We start from the raw sequence: 17,401 nt of genomic DNA, 5'->3' as shown, positions 1-17,401 counted from the left end.
GCGCCGCTGGGCACAGGTCGTCCCGTCCGGCCCGGCCGGGCGGGACGACGACCGTCACTCCTTGAACCACTCCCCGAAGCCGCGGGGCCCGGTCCCGAAGTGCCGCGCGGGCGGCCGGGCGCCGGGCGGGTGGGGCACGACGTCCTCGGCGGGCGCGGCGCCGTTCGCCGACGGCGAGCACACCAGGGCGCTGCGGCTGCCGCACTGGTTCTGCCGGCGGATCTCGCCGGCGACGACCAGGGCGGTGGCCGCGGGTGCAGGTGCGGGTGCGCCGTCGGTGGCGAACAGGGCTGCGCATCGCATGGGTGACGCCTTTCCACGTTGCTCGGGCGCGGGGGTCCGTGCCGCCGCGCCGCGTGAAAACGTAGGCCGCGCGTGTCAGCGAACGCTCAACGAACCGTCAACGCGTTCGTGTCACCCGTCGCCAACGCGGTTGCCCGAGCAGGCGTGCGGTGCGGCAATGTTGGCGTCTGCAGGCCGTCTGTGGCTTGTCGCGCAGTTCCGCCCCCGTGCCCGCAGGGCACGGGGGCGGAACTGCGCGAGCAACCCACCACCGGGCGGAGGTCGCCACGATCGCCTGGCCGCCCACGGCGGGGCCGCGTTCGTTTAAGGGGCCGCATCCACGGACAGGGGCGCGCCGATGGTCCTCGGCAGGGGATAGATCCGCTCCGGCGGAAGCAGGCGCTGCGCCTTCGCGGACTGGCCCGACTGCACCAGACGGCCGATCTTGACGGCCTGCGAGGTGATGTCGGTGATCTCGGTGACCCACTCCTCGGCGTAGGTGCGCACCAGGGAGCGACCCACGCCGACCTGGATGCTGTAGTGGTTCAGCGCGGCCCCGCGCAGGGACCGCTCCGGGTCCCACTGGACGTGCACCTGGGCGTCGGCGAGCCGGGCCGGGTCGCCGGTGGTGAGGACGGCCCGCTTCAGCGCCTCCTCCCAGCCCTCCCGGGTGATCCGCACCGCGAGGACGCGGGTCTGCCCGGGCTTGGCGGCCCAGTTGCTGCGGTGCATCAACCAGCGGAAGGAGGGCTTGATCCAGGTCATCCGGGAGTACGAGAACGGCGGCACGAACCGCTGGGCCCGTACGGCGGGCTCCGCGACGGCCGGCGCGTACGCCTGGTAGACGACGATCGTCCGGGCATCGAAATCGGCTCGTATCTGACGCTGTGACACCATGCGCCGCACCCTGCCAGCCAAGGCTCCACCAGGGCGAACGAATTTCCGCGGCCGACGTGGGGTCCGTTTAAGGTCACGGCGTGGAGCGATCGATTCTGCCGTCGCACAAGGCGGCGGCGCAGGCGACGGGCCGGGAAGGGGCGGGTCGATGAGCGACGGCGCCGCCTGTGCCGTGTCCGTGGTGCTGCTGGCCGTGGTCCTCGGCTGGGCCGTGGTGCGTCCCCGGGGGTGGCCGGAGGCCGTGGTCGCCGTGCCCGCTGCGGGGGTCGTGATCGCGGTGGGTGCGCTGTCGCCGGCCGGGGCCGCGGCGGAGGTCGCGGAGTTGGGGCCGGTGGTCGGCTTCCTCGCCGCCGTGCTGGTGCTGGCGCACCTGTGCGACGAGGAGGGGCTGTTCCGGGCGTGCGGTGCGTGGGCGGCGCGGGCGTCGAGGCGGCGCGGGTCCCTGCTCGGGCAGGTGTTCGTGCTGGCGTCGGCGGTGACCGCGGTGCTCAGCCTGGACGCGACGGTGGTGCTGCTGACCCCGGTGGTGTTCGCCACCGCCGCCCGCCTCGGCGCCCGGCCCAAACCGCACGTGTACGCCTGCACGCATCTGGCGAACACCGCTTCGCTGCTGCTGCCGGTGTCGAATCTGACGAACCTGTTGGCGTTCGAAGCGAGCGGGCTGTCCTTCACCCGGTTCGCCGCGCTGATGCTGCTGCCGTGGCTGGTGGCGATCGCCGTGGAGTACGCGGTCTTCCGCCGGTTCTTCGCCGCGGACCTGAGCGCGCCGCTCACCGGCCCGGCGCCCGGGGTGGACGAACGGGTGCCGGTGCCCCGCTTCGCGCTGCTGACCGTGCTCGCCACGCTGGCCGGCTTCGTGGTCTTCTCGGCGCTGGGCGTCGAGCCGGTGTGGGCGGCGGCGGCCGGGGCGGCGGTGTTGGCCGCCCGGGCGCTCGCCCGGCGCCGCACCAGCCCGCGCGCGCTCGTGGGGGCCGCGGCGCTGCCGTTCCTCGCGTTCGTCCTCGCCCTCGGGGTGGTGGTGCGTGGCGCGGTGGAGAGCGGCCTGGGGGACGTGCTGGGCCGGCTGGTCCCTTCGGGCACGGGCCTGGCCGCGCTTCTTGGCCTCGCCGCCCTCGCCGCGGTCCTCGCGAACGTGATGAACAACCTCCCCGCGACGCTGGTCCTGCTGCCGTTGGTGGCGCCCGCCGGCCCGGCCGCGGTCCTCGCGGTGCTGCTGGGGGTGAACATCGGGCCCAACCTCACTTACGCGGGGTCGTTGGCGACCCTGCTGTGGCGGCGGATCGTCCAGGCGCACTCCGCGGCGAGCGGTGCGCCGGTCGACGCGGGCGTCGGGGAGTTCACCCGACTGGGGCTGCTCACGGTCCCCGCCGCGCTCGTACTGTCGACGGTGGCCCTGTGGGCGTCGCTGGCCGTGTTCAGCACGTGATCGGTGACCGGAAGCTGATCGGCACCGGAACGGAGCCTGGTGTGAGCGTCGTCCTCGTCTGGATCGTGGAGGGCACCTGGCCGGCGTGCGTGGACGCCGCGCGGGCGCCCGCGCGCGCGGCGGAGCGGACGGTGTTGCTGCACGTCACGGATGCGCAGACGGCGGGGGCTGCCCGTGGCGCGTACGCCGGGCTGCTGGGCCGCACCCCGCCGCCCGGGCACCGTCCGCCGGGGCCCGCCGAGGAGGTGGAGGAGTTGGCTTCGGAGTCGTCCCGCCGTCTGCTGGCCGCGGCGCAGGAGCGGTTGGGCGTGCCGTGCACCCTGGTGTCCCGCACCGGCAGGCCGGAGCGGGAGGTGGTGGCCGCGGCCGACCGAGCCGACCTCCTCGTCTGCGCCCGGGACGGGGACCGGGCCCGGCCGGGGCCGCACAGCCTCGGACCCGCGACCCGGTTCGTCGTCGACCACGCGCCGTCGGCCGTCCTGTTGGTGTGGCCGGACCCCCCGCCGGCCGGGGACCCCCTCAGCCCCGGTGGACCACGTCCGTGAACGGGCCGGGGCGGGCCGTGAGTTCGCTCCAGGTGCCCTGCTGCACCACCCGCCCGTCGGCGAGCACCGCGATCCGCTCGGCCCGTCGGATCGTCGCGGGCCGGTGGGCGATCAGCAGGACCGTGCAGTGCGGCAGCGCCGCCGTCACCTCCGCGTCGCCCACCCCGTCGAGCATGGCCGTGGTCTCGTCCAGGACGAGCACCCGGGGCCGGGTGAGCAGGGCGCGGGCGAGGGCGACCCGGGCCCGCTGCCCACCGGAGAGGGTGGCGCCGCGCTCCCCGACGACCGTGTCGTAGCGCTCGGGCAGTTCGCGGGCGATCCGGTCGACGCCGGTGGCCGCGGCCACCTCGCACAGGGCCGCGTCGTCCGCATCGGGGGCGGCGAGCCGCAGGTTGTCGGCGAGGGTGCCGTGGAAGAGGGGGGCGTCCTGGCCGACGACGGCGACCGTGCGCCGCAGGTCGGCGTCGGCGAGGTCCCGCAGGTCGACGGCGATGCCGTCGGCGGCGACGAGTTCGACGTGGCCGTGCGCCGGGTCCCAGTACCGGGCCAGCAGGTGCGCACAGGTCGACTTGCCGGCGCCGGACGCGCCGACCAGGGCGAGCCGCTGCCCCGCGGGCACGTGCAGGTCGACGCCGTCGAGGACGGTGCCCGCGCCGTACGCGAAGTGCACGTCGCGCAGCCGTACGCCGAGCGGGCCGGCGGGTACGGCGCGGGGCCGGTTCGGTTCGGGGGCGAGCGCGGGGGCGCTGACCGCCGCCCGCACCCTGCTGGCGGCGGCGCGCAGTCCGCTCGCCTGGCCGAGTGCGGCGCTCGCGTCGGCGACCGGCGCGAGGGAGCCGAGGGCGAGGGCCATCGCGGCCGGGGCCCAGGCCGCGCCGGCGCGGGCGTCGGCGGCGAGCGCGACGACGGCGACGACCGCGGCCACCACCAGCAGATCGCGCCCGGCGCCCGTCTTCGCCTCGAAGGACTGCTCGGCGCGTTGGGCCGCGCCGAGGGCGGCGCCGTCGGCGCGCAGCCGCTCCCGCATCCGCCCCAGCGCCCCGAAGGCGAGGAGTTCGCGCAGTCCGTCGACGGCCTCGACGGCTCGGGAGGAGAGCCGGGCGGCGGCGGCACGGGTGCGGGCCGCCCGCGCGGCCCGCCCGGCGCGTTCGTCGACGAGCGGCAGCAGCGCGAGCACGGCCGCGGCGAGCAGGACCGGCGGCACGAGGCCCGGTTCGACCGTGGCGAGCACGCCCACTCCCCCGCCGAACACGGCTGCGGTGGCGGCGAGTTGGGCGACGGCGTGGGCGTAGAAGAACTCCAGCGCCTCCACGTCGGCGAGCGCGGCCGACGCCAGGTCTCCGCTGTCGCGGCCGTCCACCCGCGCCGGGGCGCTGCGGGCGAGCCCGTCGTACACCCGGATGCGCAACTCGGCGAGGACGCGGTAGGCGAGGTCGTGCGAGAGGTCCATCTCCCACCACGTCGCCACGGCCCGCAGCACGACCAGGCCGATCAGGGCGAGGACGGTGGGGGCGGCGGGAGCGGAGCGGTTCGCCACGGCGGTGCCGACGGTGTGGGCGGCGAGGGTGACCAGGGCGACGAGCGCCGCTTGGGCGAGCAGGGCGGCCAGCACGGTGCGGGCGGTGGTGGCCCGGTGGGCGAGCAGCACGGGCAGTAGGAAGCGGAGCGAGCCGCGGAGCGGAGCCGGATCCGCCGGGCGCGCCGACGGTGCGTCAGCGGGGGCGATCGGGTGGGTGGTCGTCATGCTGCCTGCCCCGCCTTCGCGAGCCGGGCGTACACGCCGCCGGCGGCCAGCAGCCCGGAGTGTTCGCCGGTGGCCTCCACCGTGCCCGCGTCGAGGACGACGATGTGGTCGGCGTGGCGCACCGACGCGAGCCGGTGGGCGACGACGAGACAGGTGCGACCGCGGGCCGCGGTCAGCAACTCCCGTACTATCCCGGCCTCCCGGCGCTCGTCCACGGCGCTGGTCGCCTCGTCGAGCACCAGGACGGGTGCCTCGGCGAGCAGGGCGCGGGCGAGCGCGACGCGTTGGCGCTGGCCGCCGGAGAGCGTGGCGCCGCGTTCGCCGACGACGGTCGCGTACCCCTCGGGCAGCCGCAGGATCTCCTCGTGCACGCCGGCGGCGCGGGCCGCGGCGTGCAGTTCGTCGTCGCCGGCCGACGGGCGGGCCAGCCGGAGGTTGTCGGCGACGGAGGCGTGGAAGAGGTAGGTGTCCTGGGATACGACGGCGATGCCGCGGCGCAGTTCGTCGAGGGCGTACGCGGTGGTGGGCGCGGAGCCGACCAGGACGCGGCCCCGGTCCGGGTCCCGGTGGCGCACCAGCAGCCCGAGGAGGGTGGACTTGCCCGCTCCGGAGGGTCCGACGATCGCGGTGGTGCACCCGGCGGGGGCGGTGAAGCTCACTCCGGCCAGGGCGGGTCGGGCCGCGCCCGGGTGGGTGACGTGCACGTCGTCGAAGCGGACGGCGGGTGCGCTCGTCCAACTGGCGGGGCGGGTGCCGGCGTCGGGCACGCCGGCGGGGGCGGTGCGCAGGGCCGCGATGCCGTCGGCGGCGGAGACGCCGAGGTAGCCGGCGTGCCACTCGCGGGTGAGGTCGCGCACCGGTCGGAAGCACTCGGAGGCCAGCATCAGCAGCAGATAGGTGGTGGTGGCGGTGGTCTGCCCCGAGGCGGCGGACCAGCAGGCGACGAGGGCGGCGGCCACGGTGCCGCCCTGCACGGCGAGGTCCGTGATGCCGGTGTCGACGAGGGATACGCGGAGCTTGGCGACGGTGGCCCGGTGCAGGGCGTCCGAGCGCTTCGCGAGCCGGGCGCGGGTGCGGTCGACGGCGCCCGCCGCCCGGAGCGTGGGCATACCCTGGAGGGCTTCCAGGTAGTCGGCGGAGAGCGCTTCGTACGCGCCCCAGTGCTGCTGTCCGCGCCGCGCGAGCAGGCCGTCCCACCAGCGGGGCGCGAAGAGCGCGAGGACGAGGGCGGGGCCGAGCGCGAGGGCGGCCCACGGCTCTGCGGCGGCGACCGCGATCAGCAGCAGCGGCGGCAGGGCGAGGGTGACGGCCAGTTGGGGCAGATAGCGGGAGACGTAGGCGTCGACGCCTTCGACGCCGTCGACGAGGACGGCGCGCAGCGCCCCGGCCCGGTCGTCGGCCGTGCGCGCCGGGCCGAGGGCCCCGAGGCGGTACAGCAACTGGTCGCGCAGGGTGGTCCGGACGGCCGCGCCCGCGGTCAGCGCCAGGTGTCGCTGCACCTGGGTGAGCAGGGCCCGCAGCAGCACGCTCGCCCCGACGCCGGCGAGCAGGGCGGGCAGGCGTCCGCTCGCGCCGCGGGCGATGTCGGCGAGGGCCAGGGCGAGGAGCACGGCCTGGGCGACGTGGGTGGCGGCCATCGCCACCAGCAGCGCGGTGGCCCGGGCGAGCGGGCGGCCCGCGGTGCGGGCGGCGCGGACGAGTTCGGGGTGGAGCATCATGCGGCGTGGTGTTCCTCTGCTGTCCTGGGTCCGGGGACGGCGGGGCCGTCGCGCCGGGCGGGGTCGGGGGCGCTGCGGCGCCGTCGTGGTGCGCCGAGGGCGAGGGCGTGCAGCACCCAGCCGTCGCCGGTGGGCCCGCCGACGGCCGCGCCGAGGTCGGCGCACTGCCACGACCCGACGGGCCGGGCTGACAGGCCGAGTGCGGTGGCGGCCAACTGCGCGTGGCCCACGCCGTAGCCGGCGAGCAGGTGGTCGCGGCGGACGCGGGCGGGCGGCGCTCCGGTGGGGCAGCCGACGGCCAGGAGCACGGCGCCGGTCCCGGCGAGCCATCCCTGTCCGGCGGCCCAGGCGGCGAGCGTCGGCAGGACGGGGCCGGTGGCGACGGTGCGCAGCCCGGCCGCTGCCTTGGTGCGGGCGGCCAGCAGCCCCGGTCGGTCGCCGCCGACGGCGACGTACCAGCGCGGCCCGCCCGCCGCGGCGGCCCGGGCCGCGGCGAGGACGTGCCCGAGTGCGGTGTCGTCGGGCCGGTCGGCGGTGGCGAGGGTGGCGAGCGGGGCGCTGCGGCGGCGCAGGATGACCGCGCGGGACGCCCGCGGGGGCGCGGTGCGCCAGGTGCCGTTCCGGCTGCCGGCCGCGGCGACCAACGACAGGGCGTGGCGGGCTTGGGCGAGGTCCGGGTGGTGGTCGTCGGCCGCGTCGGGTGCGGTGCCTGCGCGGTCGGGCGCGCTGCGGCGCGGCCAGGAGCTGAGGATGCCGGTGCGGGTGAGGCGGACGACGGCGAGCGGCACGGCCCCGGCCGTCTCCCGCACTACTCCGCCGTCTCTTTGGGCGGGTGCGGGAGGGACGCCGTCGGCGGCCAGGTCCAGGCTGTAGGCGTATGCTCCGGCGGCGACGAGCGCGGCGACCGCGTGTCCGGCGTCGAGCAGCGTCAGCGGCCAGGCCCGGTGCCGGTAGTGCGCGACGGTGGCTTCGGGCGCCACGCCGAGAATCGCGAAGGTGCCCGGGGGCGCCGGTCGCGGTGGCGGACCGAGGGGGTGGAGCCGGTGGGTGCGCGGATCGTACGCGTACTGCCCGGGCGGCACTCCGGAGCCGGTGCCGGCCAACAGCCGTACGCGGACGGGGTGCAGCGCGCCGGCGGAAGGCACGGGCCGCAGCCGGCCGCCGGCCAGGGAGTGCCGCAGCAGCGGGTCCAGGGCGAGGGGCACGGGCAGCCCGCGCAGCTCGGGCCCGGCGGCGGGGCGGTGCGGCAGGTCGGGCCCCGGGGCCTCGTTGGAGCGGGCCCGCAGCAGCGCGGCGGACAGCGGCGTCGGCATCGTCGTCATCTCACATGTGGGGCGGTGGTACGAGGGTGAAGTCCGCCGGTGCGGCAGGGCGTTCGGTGCGCCAGCCGCGTTCGAGCGCGGCGCTGCCGAAGCGGGGGCAGCCGAAGTAGCCGAACGCGGCGGGCGCGTTGGGCACCAGTCCGGTGACCAGGACGCGGGCCACCCGCAGCGCGGTGAGCGCCACGTCCTCGGTGGTGAGGTCGAGGGTGAGGACGCGGTGTCCGGCGTCGGCGAGTCGGGCGTCCAGCCGGGCGCGGCTGCCGGGCTCGACGGCGTCGACGGGCACGGTGCCGAGCACGGGCGCGGTGAAGCGGCGCGCGAGCGGCGCGGTCCGCGGATCGAGCCACACCTGTACGTGCGCGCCGAGGTCGCGGACGGCGGCGAAGTCCTCGCCGCACGCGTCGAGGTAGCGCCGGTCCGGCCGGTGGTCCAGGTACAGGCCGCGGGCCAGCAGCCCGGCTTCGACGGCCTGGAAGACCCAGCCGTCGGGCCCGGTGGTGCCCTGGGTGAACACCCAGGTGTGCACGGCTTCGAGGACGGCCTTGCGGACGGCTTCGGCGGGGTCGAAGCGGCAGGCGAACCCGGCCGCGTACAGGCCGCGTTCCCGGTCGTGGACGAGGGCGGCCATGCAGGGCGCGAACTCGGACGGCATCTCGACGGCGTGCACCTCAAGGCCGCACCCCGCGAGGTCGTCGAGGAGCCGGGGCACCGAGGCGAGGTCGATGCCGCGGGTGGGTCCGTCCAGGTGCCACCACAGCTCCAGCGCGTCGCGTTCGACGACTTCGAGGAGGCCTCGTTCGACGGCGTCGGCGAAGCCCGCTCCGGTGGCGATGCCGGCGTAGTTGAGGTGGTGGGTGCGGGGCAGCCGGCGCCACTGTCCCTGGCGCCAGTTGAGGTGGGTGAGGGAGACCGGTGCCCAGCACGGCCGCCCGGCGTCGTCGGCCCGCGCCCACAGGGCCGGGGTGTCGGGGGTGAGGGGGCGGTAGGGGAAGCCGGGCCTGCGGTGCTGCCAGTCGGCGTATGTCGGCACCTGTCCCGGCCCGTACACCCGCTCGCCCTCGGCCTTGAGTTCGGCGGCGGTGGCGAGCCGGGGGGAGGCGGGGTGGCCCGGTGGTGCCAGGCGGTTGCCGCAGTAGCGCTCCACGGCCTCGGCGACGGCGGCGAGCCGGGCGCCGTCGGGGTCGCCGAAGGTGGTGCCGAGCGACACCCGGTCGGCGGGCCAGGCGCCGAAGCGGCGCGCGTCGGAGACGTTCGCGGTCATCGCGGTGTAGCGGGGCGGCGCCCCGTCCGGGTGCGGTACGGGGGCGACGTCGCGGACGATGCCGCAGACGGGGTCCACGAGGTGGTCGAGGGGCAGCGGCGGGTTCACGGGCGTGGTCGTCGTCATGTGCACATCTCTTCGATGGGGTCGGCTACGGCGTCGGCGCGGCCCAGGCGGGCGGCGGGCAGCAGCAGCGCGCTGCCGCCGGGGTGCACGGTGCGCCGGGAGGGAGCGAGCCGGACGGCGGTCACGGGGTCCTCCCCGGTGTGCGGATTGCGTGCGTGGGCCGGAAAGTGGTGTCCGGCGACTTCGATCCGCAGCCGGGTGGCGACGGGCAACCGCCGGGCCAGGAACCCGAGATCGACGCGGACCGCCGCGCCGTTTCGCGAGGGGCGGGCGGTGCGGGCGCTACCCACGGCGACCGGTTCGGCGCGGCCGTGGGAGTCGAGGGCGACGAGGCGGACGAACCAGTCGGCGCACGGCGTGGTGGCCTCGGCGCGCAGGCGTACGGACGCGGGCCCGAGCAGGTCCAGCGGCCGGGTGAGCGGTTCGGTGACCAGCAGGGTCCGATCGGTGCGGTCCGGGTCGACGCGCAGGTCGTCGGAGCGGACCGGGCGCTCGGGGTCCGCGAGGAACGTGGCACCGTGCAGCAGGCGTACGCCGTGGTCGTCGAAGGGGTACGCCCGGGCGTCGCCCTCCGGTACGGCTCCGTCGGCCCGGTACCAGCGGGTGGTGCCGGCGAGCGCGACGACGCCGCGGGCGCCCTGCCGCAGGGTGCCGTCGCAGGCGGCCCGCGCCCAGCGCGCGTACGCCTCCCCCACCGCGATGTGCTGCCGGGCGCCGGGTCCCGGGTCGGCGGTGAGCGCGTGTCCCCAGGGGCCGACGAGCAGTCGGGCGGGCCCGCCCCAACGGCGCCACAGGGCGAGGGTGTCGGCGGCGAACGGGTCGTGGGTGCCGCCGACGGCGAGCAGCGGTACGCGGGCCGTGGCGGCGCGGGCGACGACCAGGTCTTCGCGGCGGGCGCCCCACACTCCGCGCCAGGACGGCAGAGGTCGGCCGAGCCGCTCGGGCAGCGTCGCCACCGGCAGGTGCGCCAGCAGTTCGGGGGCGCGGGCCAGTCGTACGTCCAGCGCCGTCGGGTCGGAGTCGGTGCGGTCGCCGTGCGCCGCCCACCAGCCGGCGCGCCCGAGCAGCCGCTCCACGCCGGAGCGTTCGCGGGCGACTTCGGCGGTGCCGAGCGCGGGCACGGCGGCGATGACCGCGTCGGGCGCCTCCGCGGCCGGCGGGGCGGGGGTGGCGCGGTCGCCGGTGACGGTGACGAGTGCGCAGTAGGCGGCGTACGACGCCCCGACGGCGACGATCCGGCCGTCGCTCCAGGGTCGTTCGCGCACCCAGCGCACGGTGGCGGCGCCGTCGGCCGCCTCGTGTTCGTAGGGGCGCCATGCGCCGGGCAGGGCGGAGCCGTGTCGGCCGCGGACGTCCTGGACGACGACGGCGAAGCCGCGCGCCGCCCAGGCGCACGCCTCCGCGGTGTGGCTGCCGCGGCCGTAGGGGGTGCGGATCACGACGGTGGGGTGTCGGCCCGCTCGCCGGGCCGGCGGGAGGTGGACGTCGGTGGCGAGCCGGCTACCGGGCGCGGGCACGAGGACGGTGCGCATCACGGCGCCGCCTCGGCGGTCGGCATCGGGGTGCACGCGGGCACCGGGAGGATCGGGTGGGTGGTGAGGGTGAGGTCCCTCAAGTCCAGCCGTCGCAGCAGGAGGTGTGGGGGGTCGGTCGCGCCTCGGACGAGGTCGCCGACGAGCAGGGCGGCGGTGTAGGCGGCGGTGACGGCGGTGTGCCCGGCCCCGTCGTGCCCGTGCGACGCGGCCCAGTAGGCGTCGAGTTCGCGGTGCGCGGGGGTCGCCGCGAGCCTGCGCATGCGTACGTCGGCCGACGTCACGTCGTTGGCGTCAAAGGCGGCTGGCTCCACCCAGGCGTGGGCGCCCTCGCGGTGGCAGCGCAGCCAGGCGGTCCCTTTGCGGGCGAGCGCGTCCGCGGCGTCCCACAGTTTCGGGGGTACGGGCCGGTCCAGGCACCAGACGACGGCGCAGCGGGATCCGGCCTCGTGGGCGCGGGCGGTGAGGCGGTCGGGGTCGGTGGGTTCGGGTCGCGCTCCGACGTCGGCCGCGAGCCGTGCGACGGGCTCGGTCAGGACCCGGTCGCCCAGCAGCAGGAGGGTGGTTCCGGCGAGCGGCGGGCGGGGGCCGGGCCGGTCGCGGGGTGCGTTCGCGGTGACGTATCCGGCGTCCTGGAAGGCTTCGACGAGCCGTCCGAGGGCGCCGGATTCGTCGCGCGGTGCTTCGGTGTCGGCGCTGACGCCGTCGAACAGCCGCAGCAGCTCCACCGCGGGCACCTCGCCGGTGTCCACCCGCAAGAACGCCCCGTCGGGCGTCCGCAGCGCGAGGCCCCGACCGGGCACGGTGACCAGGGCGGCACCGGGGACGAGACGGGGCGTGTTCAACTCGGGGCTCCTCAACTGACGGCGGTCGGAACTTCTGCGGGACGTACGGGATGCGGGTACGGGATGCGCGACGTACGGGGATGTGGGATGCGGGGCGAAACCGGGGCCGCCCCGGGGGAAGCACGGGCGGGGGGCCCCGGTGGGGACCGGTCCGGGTCACCGACGTCGGTGCCCGAGGTCACATGGCTGCCCTCGGAGCGGTGATCCCGGACCGGCGGCCGTCACTGGGCGGCGTTCGCCTCGACGGCCGCGTCCGCCGCGTCCACGCCGTCCGCAGCGCCGTCGAACGGGTTGTCGACGAGCGCGTTGGAGTGGGTGGCGGACAGGTGGGCGAGCTGGGCCGGGTCGGCGACCGGGGCGAACACCTTGTGCTGGTCCATGAGTTGGATCCCCTTCGGTTGCTGGTGTGCCCGCGGCTGCGAGCACCCCTCGACACTAATGAATATGATTTTCATTCCGCAATAGCTGATGGGGGTGGGAGGGAGTGATCCGGGTAACACACCGGCCACCCGCCGCCGGGGTCGGTGCCCACCCGGCCGACGACGCCGAAGACCTCGGCCAACAACTCGGGGGTGACGACCCGTGCGGGCGGGCCGTCGGCGTGCACCCGGCCGTCGCGCAGGGCCACGATCCGGTCGGTGAACCGCGCGGCCTGGCCCAGGTCGTGCAGGACCATCACCACGGTCAGGTCCCGCTCCCGGCGCAGCCGGGCCACCGTCGACAGCACGTCGAGTTGGTGCCGCAGGTCGAGATAGGTCGTCGGCTCGTCGAGCAGCAGCACCCGGGTGTCCTGGGCGAGCGCCATCGCCAGCCGTACGCGCTGCCGCTCCCCGCCCGACAGGGACTCCACCAGCCGGTCGGACCAGTCGGCGACGCCGACGTCGGCCAGGGCCCGGGCGCACACCCCGTCGTCGGCGTCGCGCAGCATCCCGAGCGGACCGCGGTCCGCGTACCGCCCCTGGCGCACCAGTTGGCGCACCGTCATCCCGGCGACGGGCGGGGACGACTGGTGCAGCAGGGCGACGCGGCGGGCCGCGGTGCGCCGGGAGAGGCGGGCGAGGTCGTCGCCGCCGAGCAGGATCCGGCCGCCGGTGGGGCGCAGCAGCCCCGCGCAGAGCCGCAGCAGGGTGCTCTTGCCGCAGCCGTTCAGCCCGACCAGGGCGACGGACTCGCCCGCCCGTACGGACAGGTCCACGCCGCGCAGGACGGCGCGGCCCGGGTAGCCGAACTCCACCGCCCGTACGCGGATCACCGCGGGGGCGTCGCTCTCGTCCGGCACGTGCTGGCCCTCCGTCACGTTCTTCCGTCGATTCGTCGTGGTCCCCGTGCCCGGGGCCTTGCGTCCGTTCACGTCCCCTCCCCCGTCGTACGGCGGGCGACCAGCAGCAGCGCCAGTGCACCCGCACACGTCGTCAATGCGCCCGTCGGCACGCTCAGCCGGTCCGCGTCCAGGGCGTGGGTGAGCACCCGCGACAGCCCTTGCGCCGCGGCGTCGGCGCCGGTCACGACGGCCGCGCCCAGCAGCGCCGCGCCGGGCAGCGCCGTACGCAGGTCCGCACCGAACAGCGCGAACGCCAGGTGCGGCACCAGGAGTCCGACGAAGCCGAGCGCGCCGACGGCGGCGACCGCGCCCGCGGTGAGCGCCACCGCACAGACGAGGGCGGCCAGTCGGGCGCGGCCGGGACGCAGGCCGCAGGCCGCGGCCTGGTCCTCGCCCAGCCGCAGCAGCGTCAGCGGCACCGCCAGCGACCAGGCGGCGAGCAGCCACAGCACGGCCCACGGCCACAGCAGCGTCCAGTGCTCCCAGACCCGGCCCTCGGTGGAGCCGACGAGCCACTGCACCACGCTGCCCAACTCGCCCGGAGCGACCAGCAGCACCATCGCGGTGAGGCCGGTCAGCGCCGCGGACACCAGCACCCCGTGGATGGCGGCGTCGTGCGGATCGGTCCGCTGCCGGCCGGCGAGCAGCCACAGCAGGCCCGCACCGGCGAAGCCGCCGGCGACGGCTGCGACGACCACGGAGGCCGGTGACCACCAGCCGGCGAGCCCGGCCCCGGTGGCGGCGACCGCGCCGAGCACGGCGCCCGGGGTGACGCCGGTGACCTCGGGTCCGGCGAGTGCGTTGCGCAGTGCGGACTGGAGCACCATGCCCGCGACCCCGAGGCAGGCCCCGGCGCCGAGCGCGACCAGTGCGCGCGGCATCCGCAACTCCCACACGACGTGCCGGGTCAGCGGGTCGCCGCCGCCCGTCAGCGCCTCCCACACCTGCGCCGGGCCCGCGGCGCGCCCCACCACCAGATCGGCGCAGCCCACGCAGACCACCAGAGCGCACAGCAGCACGAGCCGCTTCATGCGGCGGCCCCTTCCGCGCCCTTGGCCCCGCGCGGGGCACGGCGTTTGAGCAGCAGGACGCCCGCGGGGACGCCGAAGAGCGCCGTCCACGCGCCGACCGGGGTCTCCACCGGGGCGAGCGCGAGGCGCGCCGGCAGGTCGGCCAGGGCCACCACCGCCGCGCCGAACGCCACCGACCAGGGCAGCAGCCGCACCGCGTCGGCGGTGGGCCGCAGTCGGCGGGCGAGCGCCGGGGCGAGGAAGCCGACCCAGGCGACGGGTCCGCAGACCGCGACGACCGGGGCGATCAGGACGACCGCGACGGCGAGCGCGGCGAGTCGGGCGCGGTGCACCCGGACCCCGAGGGCGCGGGCGTCGTCGTCGCCGAGCCGCAGCACCGACAGCACGGGCGCGGTGAGCACCAGCGCGGGCACGGCGACCACCAGCCACGGCCCGAGCCCGGTGACGTCGTCCCAGGTGCGGGCGGACAGGCTGCCCAGCAGGTACCGGTAGATCAGTTGGAGGTCGAGTTGGTCGGCGAGGACCATCAGCACCAGCAGCGCGGACTGGAGTGCGGCGGTGATCGCGGCGCCGCCGAGCAGCACGGCGGACGGGCTGCGGGCGGCGCCGGCCGCGAGCAGGGTGAGCGCCCCGCCCAGCGCCGCTCCGCCGATCGCGAGGAACGGCCGGAGGGCCAGCGGCACCGAGAGGGCGAGCACCAGCGGGGCGGCGACGCCGAGCGCGGCGCCGGAGGAGACGCCGAGCAACTCCGGTACGGCGAGCGGGTTGCGCAGCGCCTCCTGGAGGACGAGCCCGGCGGCGCCGAGGCACGCGCCGGCGACCAGCGCGAGCACGAGCCGGGGCAGCCGCAGCTCGGTCACCACGAACTCGTCGGCCAGTTCGGTCACCGGGACCTGCGGCGTGCCGAGGGTGAGGCCGTAGCAGGCGAGCAGCAGCGCCCCGGCGACCAGGGCGAGGGCGCGGCTCACCGCAGCTTCGCCGTGGCCTCGTCGATGACGATGCCGAGGGACCGGGTGCCCCGGCCCTTGGCCCAGACTTCGGCGTCGACCTCGTGGACCCGGCCGTTCTTGACCGCGGGGATGCGCTTCCACAGCGGGTTGTCGGCGAGCTTCTTCGCCAGGGAGTCGTCGGCGCCGGCGGGGCCGCCGAAGGACAGCGTCTCCACGAAGAGCACGTCGACCTCGCGGGCGAGGATCTCCTCCAGGCTGTAGCCGCCCTCGACGCCGCGGCTCTTCCAGGGGTAGTGCGACAGCTTGGGGAAGAGGCCGGCGGTGACGTCGGTCCCGGGGGCGGCGACGCCGAAGTTCTCGTCGCTGCCGAAGATGATCAGGCTGGTGCGGTCGCTGGGGTCCTGCTCGGCGGCGGCCAGCTTCTTACGGAACGTCCGCTCGGCGCGCTCGCCCTGTTCGGTGCGGCCGGTCAGGGCGGCGAGGTCCCGCAGGTAGCGCACGCTCTGCTCCCAACTGCCGGGCTGCACGGGCCAGAAGACGGTGGCGCCCTTGAGCGCCGGGGCGAGCTTTCCGTGGGTGTCCGTGAGGCCGATGACCAGGTCGGGCCGGTGGGAGAGGACGGCTTCGACCTCGGGGCTGAGGAAGCCGCCGGGGATCTTGGGGATCTTCGCCGCCGCGTCCGCGCCGAGGAAGCCGGGGTGGGCGAGCAGGTCCGAGTTGGTGGCGACGGGGGTCATGCCCAACTCGGCGAGCACGTCGTCGCAGAGGGCTACCAGGCACACCACGCGTTCGGGTGGCTTGGGCGTGCTCACGGTCACCTTGTGGACGTCCGTGACGCTGCGCGCCGCGGCTATCGGGGCGACCTGCACATCGGTCTTCTTCCCCGTCTCGGCCTTGCCGTCCTCATCGGCGGCGGTGGTGCAGCCCACCAGCAGGCCCCCGATGACGGCGGTGGCGAGCCATCGGCGGCCCGTCCAGGCGCGTGTACGCAACATCGCGACCCATCCCCTTCACTCATTTTTGCGGCTTTTGTCTGATCTCGCTCATGGCGACGCGTCGGGTCGACGGTCGGCACGACAACGCGCCACATGATAATCATTTCCATTAAATCGATGTTCATCAGCCTCTTGGGAGCCACCGTGACCCGCTTCGACGCCCTGCCGCCCCGTCTACTCGTCGCCGACCAACGCGCCGGCTCCATACGGGTGTTGGAGCTGCCGAGTGGAGGGTTGATCGGCTGCGTGCCGGGGCGGCACCTCGCGGAGCACGCCGGCTTCCTCGCGCTGCCCGGGGACCGCAGCGCCTTCGTGGACGACCGGGCCGGGGAGCTCGTCGTCCTCGATCCGTACGGCCCCGACCACGGCCGCCCCCTCGTCGCGGCCACCGCCCCCGTCGCCGCGCCCGCCGAGCACCTGGCCGTCGATCCGTCGGGCCGGCTGGTCGCCGTGACCACGGGGCTCGGCCACAACGAGGAGCCGTGGAGCGATCTGCTGACCGCCGTGGACCTCGGCGCGGACGGCGGCCCCCGGGCAGTCCGGGTCCGCACCCGGGTCGGGGAGCCGGGCGTCACGCTGCTGGCCCCGCCCGATCCCCCCACGTCACCGGACGCCTTCGTGGTGCTGCGCCACCGCGAACCGGGCGCGCTGGCCGCGTACCGCTTCGGGGACCTGATGGCGGCGGTGCCCTCCTGTCCGCCCGTTTCGCCCCTGGCGGAGGTGGAGCTGCCCGACCACGACGGCCACGGGGACGCCCACGACCCAGTGACGGGCCGGCTGTTCGCGGCGGCCGGCTCCGGGGTGCACCGCGCCCGCCGCACGCCCGGTGGGCTCGCCTTGGAGCCCCCGCTGCCCTGGGGCGGCGAAGGGCGCGGCTACTACCTGCGGCTGGACCCTGTGCGGCGCACTCTGTGGTCGTGCGTACGCGGCGGCCCCACCGACCCCGGGGCATGGCCGCAGTGGTCCAACTGCGCCTGGTGGCACCACTTGGACACCGGGCGCGGCGGCCGGATCGCCCTCGGTCCCGGGCTCGTCTTCCGTCTGGCGGTCACCGCCCGTCGCATCGCCTTCGCCCGGGTCCACCCCGACGGCGACGAAGTCGTCCTGGTCGACCCGCTCGCGGCGCGCGTGACGGCCCGGGTGCCCCTGCCGCCGATGGACGGGGCACCCCGCCCGGGCGGCACGCCCTGGGACGGGGTGCAGCGCAGGGCCGTCGCCGCGTCACCGGCGCACGACCTGGTGGCCGTCTCCCGCGGCGGCCACGGCGAGATCCACCTCGTCGACGCGGTACGCGCCGCCGTGCTCGGCACGCTGCACGTACCGACCCCGCTCGACGACGGAGGTCATCTCGCGCTGGTGTCACCCGGTGACGGGGCGGCGGACGACCCGGTGGGACGGTGAGCCGG

The 17,401-nt window shown here is 76.5% G+C and carries 16 protein-coding genes; 3 read left to right on the top strand and 13 right to left on the bottom strand.

Translation table 11 applies throughout. From position 1 onward, the window contains the following. Positions 1-54: 54 nt before the first annotated feature. Together ABZ842_RS19270 and ABZ842_RS19265 are read right to left on the bottom strand one after the other, a co-directional pair. Entirely contained in the window at positions 55-303 is a 249-nt protein-coding gene (locus ABZ842_RS19270; protein ID WP_361537913.1) for a hypothetical protein, read from the bottom strand. A 303-nt stretch (positions 304-606) separates the two neighbouring features. Beyond that, complete coding sequence (locus ABZ842_RS19265) at positions 607-1,179, bottom strand: DUF4291 domain-containing protein (RefSeq protein ID WP_361537912.1); 573 nt, start codon at positions 1,177-1,179, stop codon at positions 607-609. A 148-nt stretch (positions 1,180-1,327) separates the two neighbouring features. Here ABZ842_RS19265 and ABZ842_RS19260 point away from each other — a divergent pair, with 148 nt between their 5' ends. Then, on the top strand, positions 1,328-2,605 hold the full coding sequence (locus ABZ842_RS19260) for an SLC13 family permease (protein WP_361537911.1): 1,278 nt from the start codon (positions 1,328-1,330) through the stop codon (positions 2,603-2,605). Positions 2,606-2,646: 41 nt separating this feature from the next. Further along, positions 2,647-3,150 carry a universal stress protein gene (locus ABZ842_RS19255; RefSeq protein ID WP_361537910.1) on the top strand — a complete coding sequence of 168 codons (504 nt, stop codon included), beginning with the start codon at positions 2,647-2,649 and terminating at the stop codon, positions 3,148-3,150. On the opposite strand, the gene ABZ842_RS19250 is transcribed toward ABZ842_RS19255, so the two are convergent. The 11 genes from ABZ842_RS19250 to ABZ842_RS19200 all read right to left on the bottom strand — a co-directional run bounded on the left by ABZ842_RS19250 (position 3,125) and on the right by ABZ842_RS19200 (position 15,995). Continuing rightward, complete coding sequence (locus ABZ842_RS19250; RefSeq protein ID WP_361537909.1) at positions 3,125-4,894, bottom strand: ABC transporter ATP-binding protein/permease; 1,770 nt, start codon at positions 4,892-4,894, stop codon at positions 3,125-3,127. The two genes, ABZ842_RS19255 and ABZ842_RS19250, sit on opposite strands and share 26 nt — an antisense overlap. Beyond that, the gene (locus ABZ842_RS19245) at positions 4,891-6,612 is read right to left on the bottom strand and encodes an ABC transporter ATP-binding protein (RefSeq protein WP_361537908.1); all 1,722 of its coding nucleotides are present in this window, start codon (positions 6,610-6,612) and stop codon (positions 4,891-4,893) included. Before ABZ842_RS19245 ends, ABZ842_RS19250 begins: the two co-directional genes overlap by 4 nt. Continuing rightward, positions 6,609-7,934, bottom strand: coding sequence for a nitroreductase (locus ABZ842_RS19240; RefSeq protein ID WP_361537907.1), 1,326 nt, complete (start codon positions 7,932-7,934; stop codon positions 6,609-6,611). Before ABZ842_RS19240 ends, ABZ842_RS19245 begins: the two co-directional genes overlap by 4 nt. A gap of 1 nt (position 7,935) precedes the next feature. Further along, positions 7,936-9,303 (bottom strand): YcaO-like family protein, encoded by a 1,368-nt coding sequence (locus tag ABZ842_RS19235; RefSeq protein WP_361538026.1) that lies wholly within the window; start codon positions 9,301-9,303, stop codon positions 7,936-7,938. 14 nt (positions 9,304-9,317) lie between these two features. After that, on the bottom strand, positions 9,318-10,853 hold the full coding sequence (locus ABZ842_RS19230) for a CocE/NonD family hydrolase (protein WP_361537906.1): 1,536 nt from the start codon (positions 10,851-10,853) through the stop codon (positions 9,318-9,320). Then, positions 10,853-11,698 (bottom strand): hypothetical protein, encoded by an 846-nt coding sequence (locus ABZ842_RS19225; RefSeq protein ID WP_361537905.1) that lies wholly within the window; start codon positions 11,696-11,698, stop codon positions 10,853-10,855. The genes ABZ842_RS19230 and ABZ842_RS19225 overlap by 1 nt, the downstream gene beginning before the upstream one ends. Before the next feature lie 221 nt (positions 11,699-11,919). Then, the gene (amiA, locus tag ABZ842_RS19220) at positions 11,920-12,078 is read right to left on the bottom strand and encodes a streptamidine family RiPP (RefSeq protein WP_361537904.1); all 159 of its coding nucleotides are present in this window, start codon (positions 12,076-12,078) and stop codon (positions 11,920-11,922) included. Between the two features lie 71 nt (positions 12,079-12,149). Further along, positions 12,150-13,049: an ABC transporter ATP-binding protein gene (locus tag ABZ842_RS19215; protein ID WP_361537903.1), complete on the bottom strand. Its 900-nt coding sequence runs from the start codon at positions 13,047-13,049 to the stop codon at positions 12,150-12,152. Then, entirely contained in the window at positions 13,046-14,050 is a 1,005-nt protein-coding gene (locus ABZ842_RS19210) for an iron ABC transporter permease (protein ID WP_361537902.1), read from the bottom strand. The genes ABZ842_RS19215 and ABZ842_RS19210 overlap by 4 nt, the downstream gene beginning before the upstream one ends. Further along, positions 14,047-15,018, bottom strand: coding sequence for an iron ABC transporter permease (locus tag ABZ842_RS19205; RefSeq protein ID WP_361537901.1), 972 nt, complete (start codon positions 15,016-15,018; stop codon positions 14,047-14,049). Before ABZ842_RS19205 ends, ABZ842_RS19210 begins: the two co-directional genes overlap by 4 nt. Continuing rightward, positions 15,015-15,995 carry an ABC transporter substrate-binding protein gene (locus tag ABZ842_RS19200; RefSeq protein ID WP_361537900.1) on the bottom strand — a complete coding sequence of 327 codons (981 nt, stop codon included), beginning with the start codon at positions 15,993-15,995 and terminating at the stop codon, positions 15,015-15,017. Before ABZ842_RS19200 ends, ABZ842_RS19205 begins: the two co-directional genes overlap by 4 nt. A 117-nt stretch (positions 15,996-16,112) precedes the next feature. Between ABZ842_RS19200 and ABZ842_RS19195 the strand changes: the two genes are divergently transcribed. Beyond that, positions 16,113-17,396 carry a hypothetical protein gene (locus tag ABZ842_RS19195; protein WP_361537899.1) on the top strand — a complete coding sequence of 428 codons (1,284 nt, stop codon included), beginning with the start codon at positions 16,113-16,115 and terminating at the stop codon, positions 17,394-17,396. Positions 17,397-17,401: the final 5 nt, after the last annotated feature.

It is taken from the genome of Streptomyces sp. NPDC047315 (assembly GCF_040643215.1).
Classification (GTDB): domain Bacteria; phylum Actinomycetota; class Actinomycetes; order Streptomycetales; family Streptomycetaceae; genus Streptomyces.
Note: the sequence above shows the minus strand (reverse complement) of the source record. Positions and strands in the feature narration are given on the sequence as shown.

Excerpts from the sequence above, each read along its gene's own strand:
- ABZ842_RS19270 (WP_361537913.1), bottom strand. The coding sequence starts at position 303 with ATGCGATGCGCAGCCCTGTTCGCCACCGACGGCGCACCCGCACCTGCA.
- ABZ842_RS19265 (WP_361537912.1), bottom strand. The coding sequence starts at position 1,179 with ATGGTGTCACAGCGTCAGATACGAGCCGATTTCGATGCCCGGACGATC.
- ABZ842_RS19260 (WP_361537911.1), top strand. The coding sequence starts at position 1,328 with ATGAGCGACGGCGCCGCCTGTGCCGTGTCCGTGGTGCTGCTGGCCGTG.
- ABZ842_RS19250 (WP_361537909.1), bottom strand. The coding sequence starts at position 4,894 with ATGACGACCACCCACCCGATCGCCCCCGCTGACGCACCGTCGGCGCGC.
- ABZ842_RS19245 (WP_361537908.1), bottom strand. The coding sequence starts at position 6,612 with ATGATGCTCCACCCCGAACTCGTCCGCGCCGCCCGCACCGCGGGCCGC.
- ABZ842_RS19240 (WP_361537907.1), bottom strand. The coding sequence starts at position 7,934 with ATGACGACGATGCCGACGCCGCTGTCCGCCGCGCTGCTGCGGGCCCGC.
- ABZ842_RS19230 (WP_361537906.1), bottom strand. The coding sequence starts at position 10,853 with ATGCGCACCGTCCTCGTGCCCGCGCCCGGTAGCCGGCTCGCCACCGAC.
- amiA (WP_361537904.1), bottom strand. The coding sequence starts at position 12,078 with ATGGACCAGCACAAGGTGTTCGCCCCGGTCGCCGACCCGGCCCAGCTC.
- ABZ842_RS19210 (WP_361537902.1), bottom strand. The coding sequence starts at position 14,050 with ATGAAGCGGCTCGTGCTGCTGTGCGCTCTGGTGGTCTGCGTGGGCTGC.
- ABZ842_RS19200 (WP_361537900.1), bottom strand. The coding sequence starts at position 15,995 with ATGTTGCGTACACGCGCCTGGACGGGCCGCCGATGGCTCGCCACCGCC.
- ABZ842_RS19195 (WP_361537899.1), top strand. The coding sequence starts at position 16,113 with ATGTTCATCAGCCTCTTGGGAGCCACCGTGACCCGCTTCGACGCCCTG.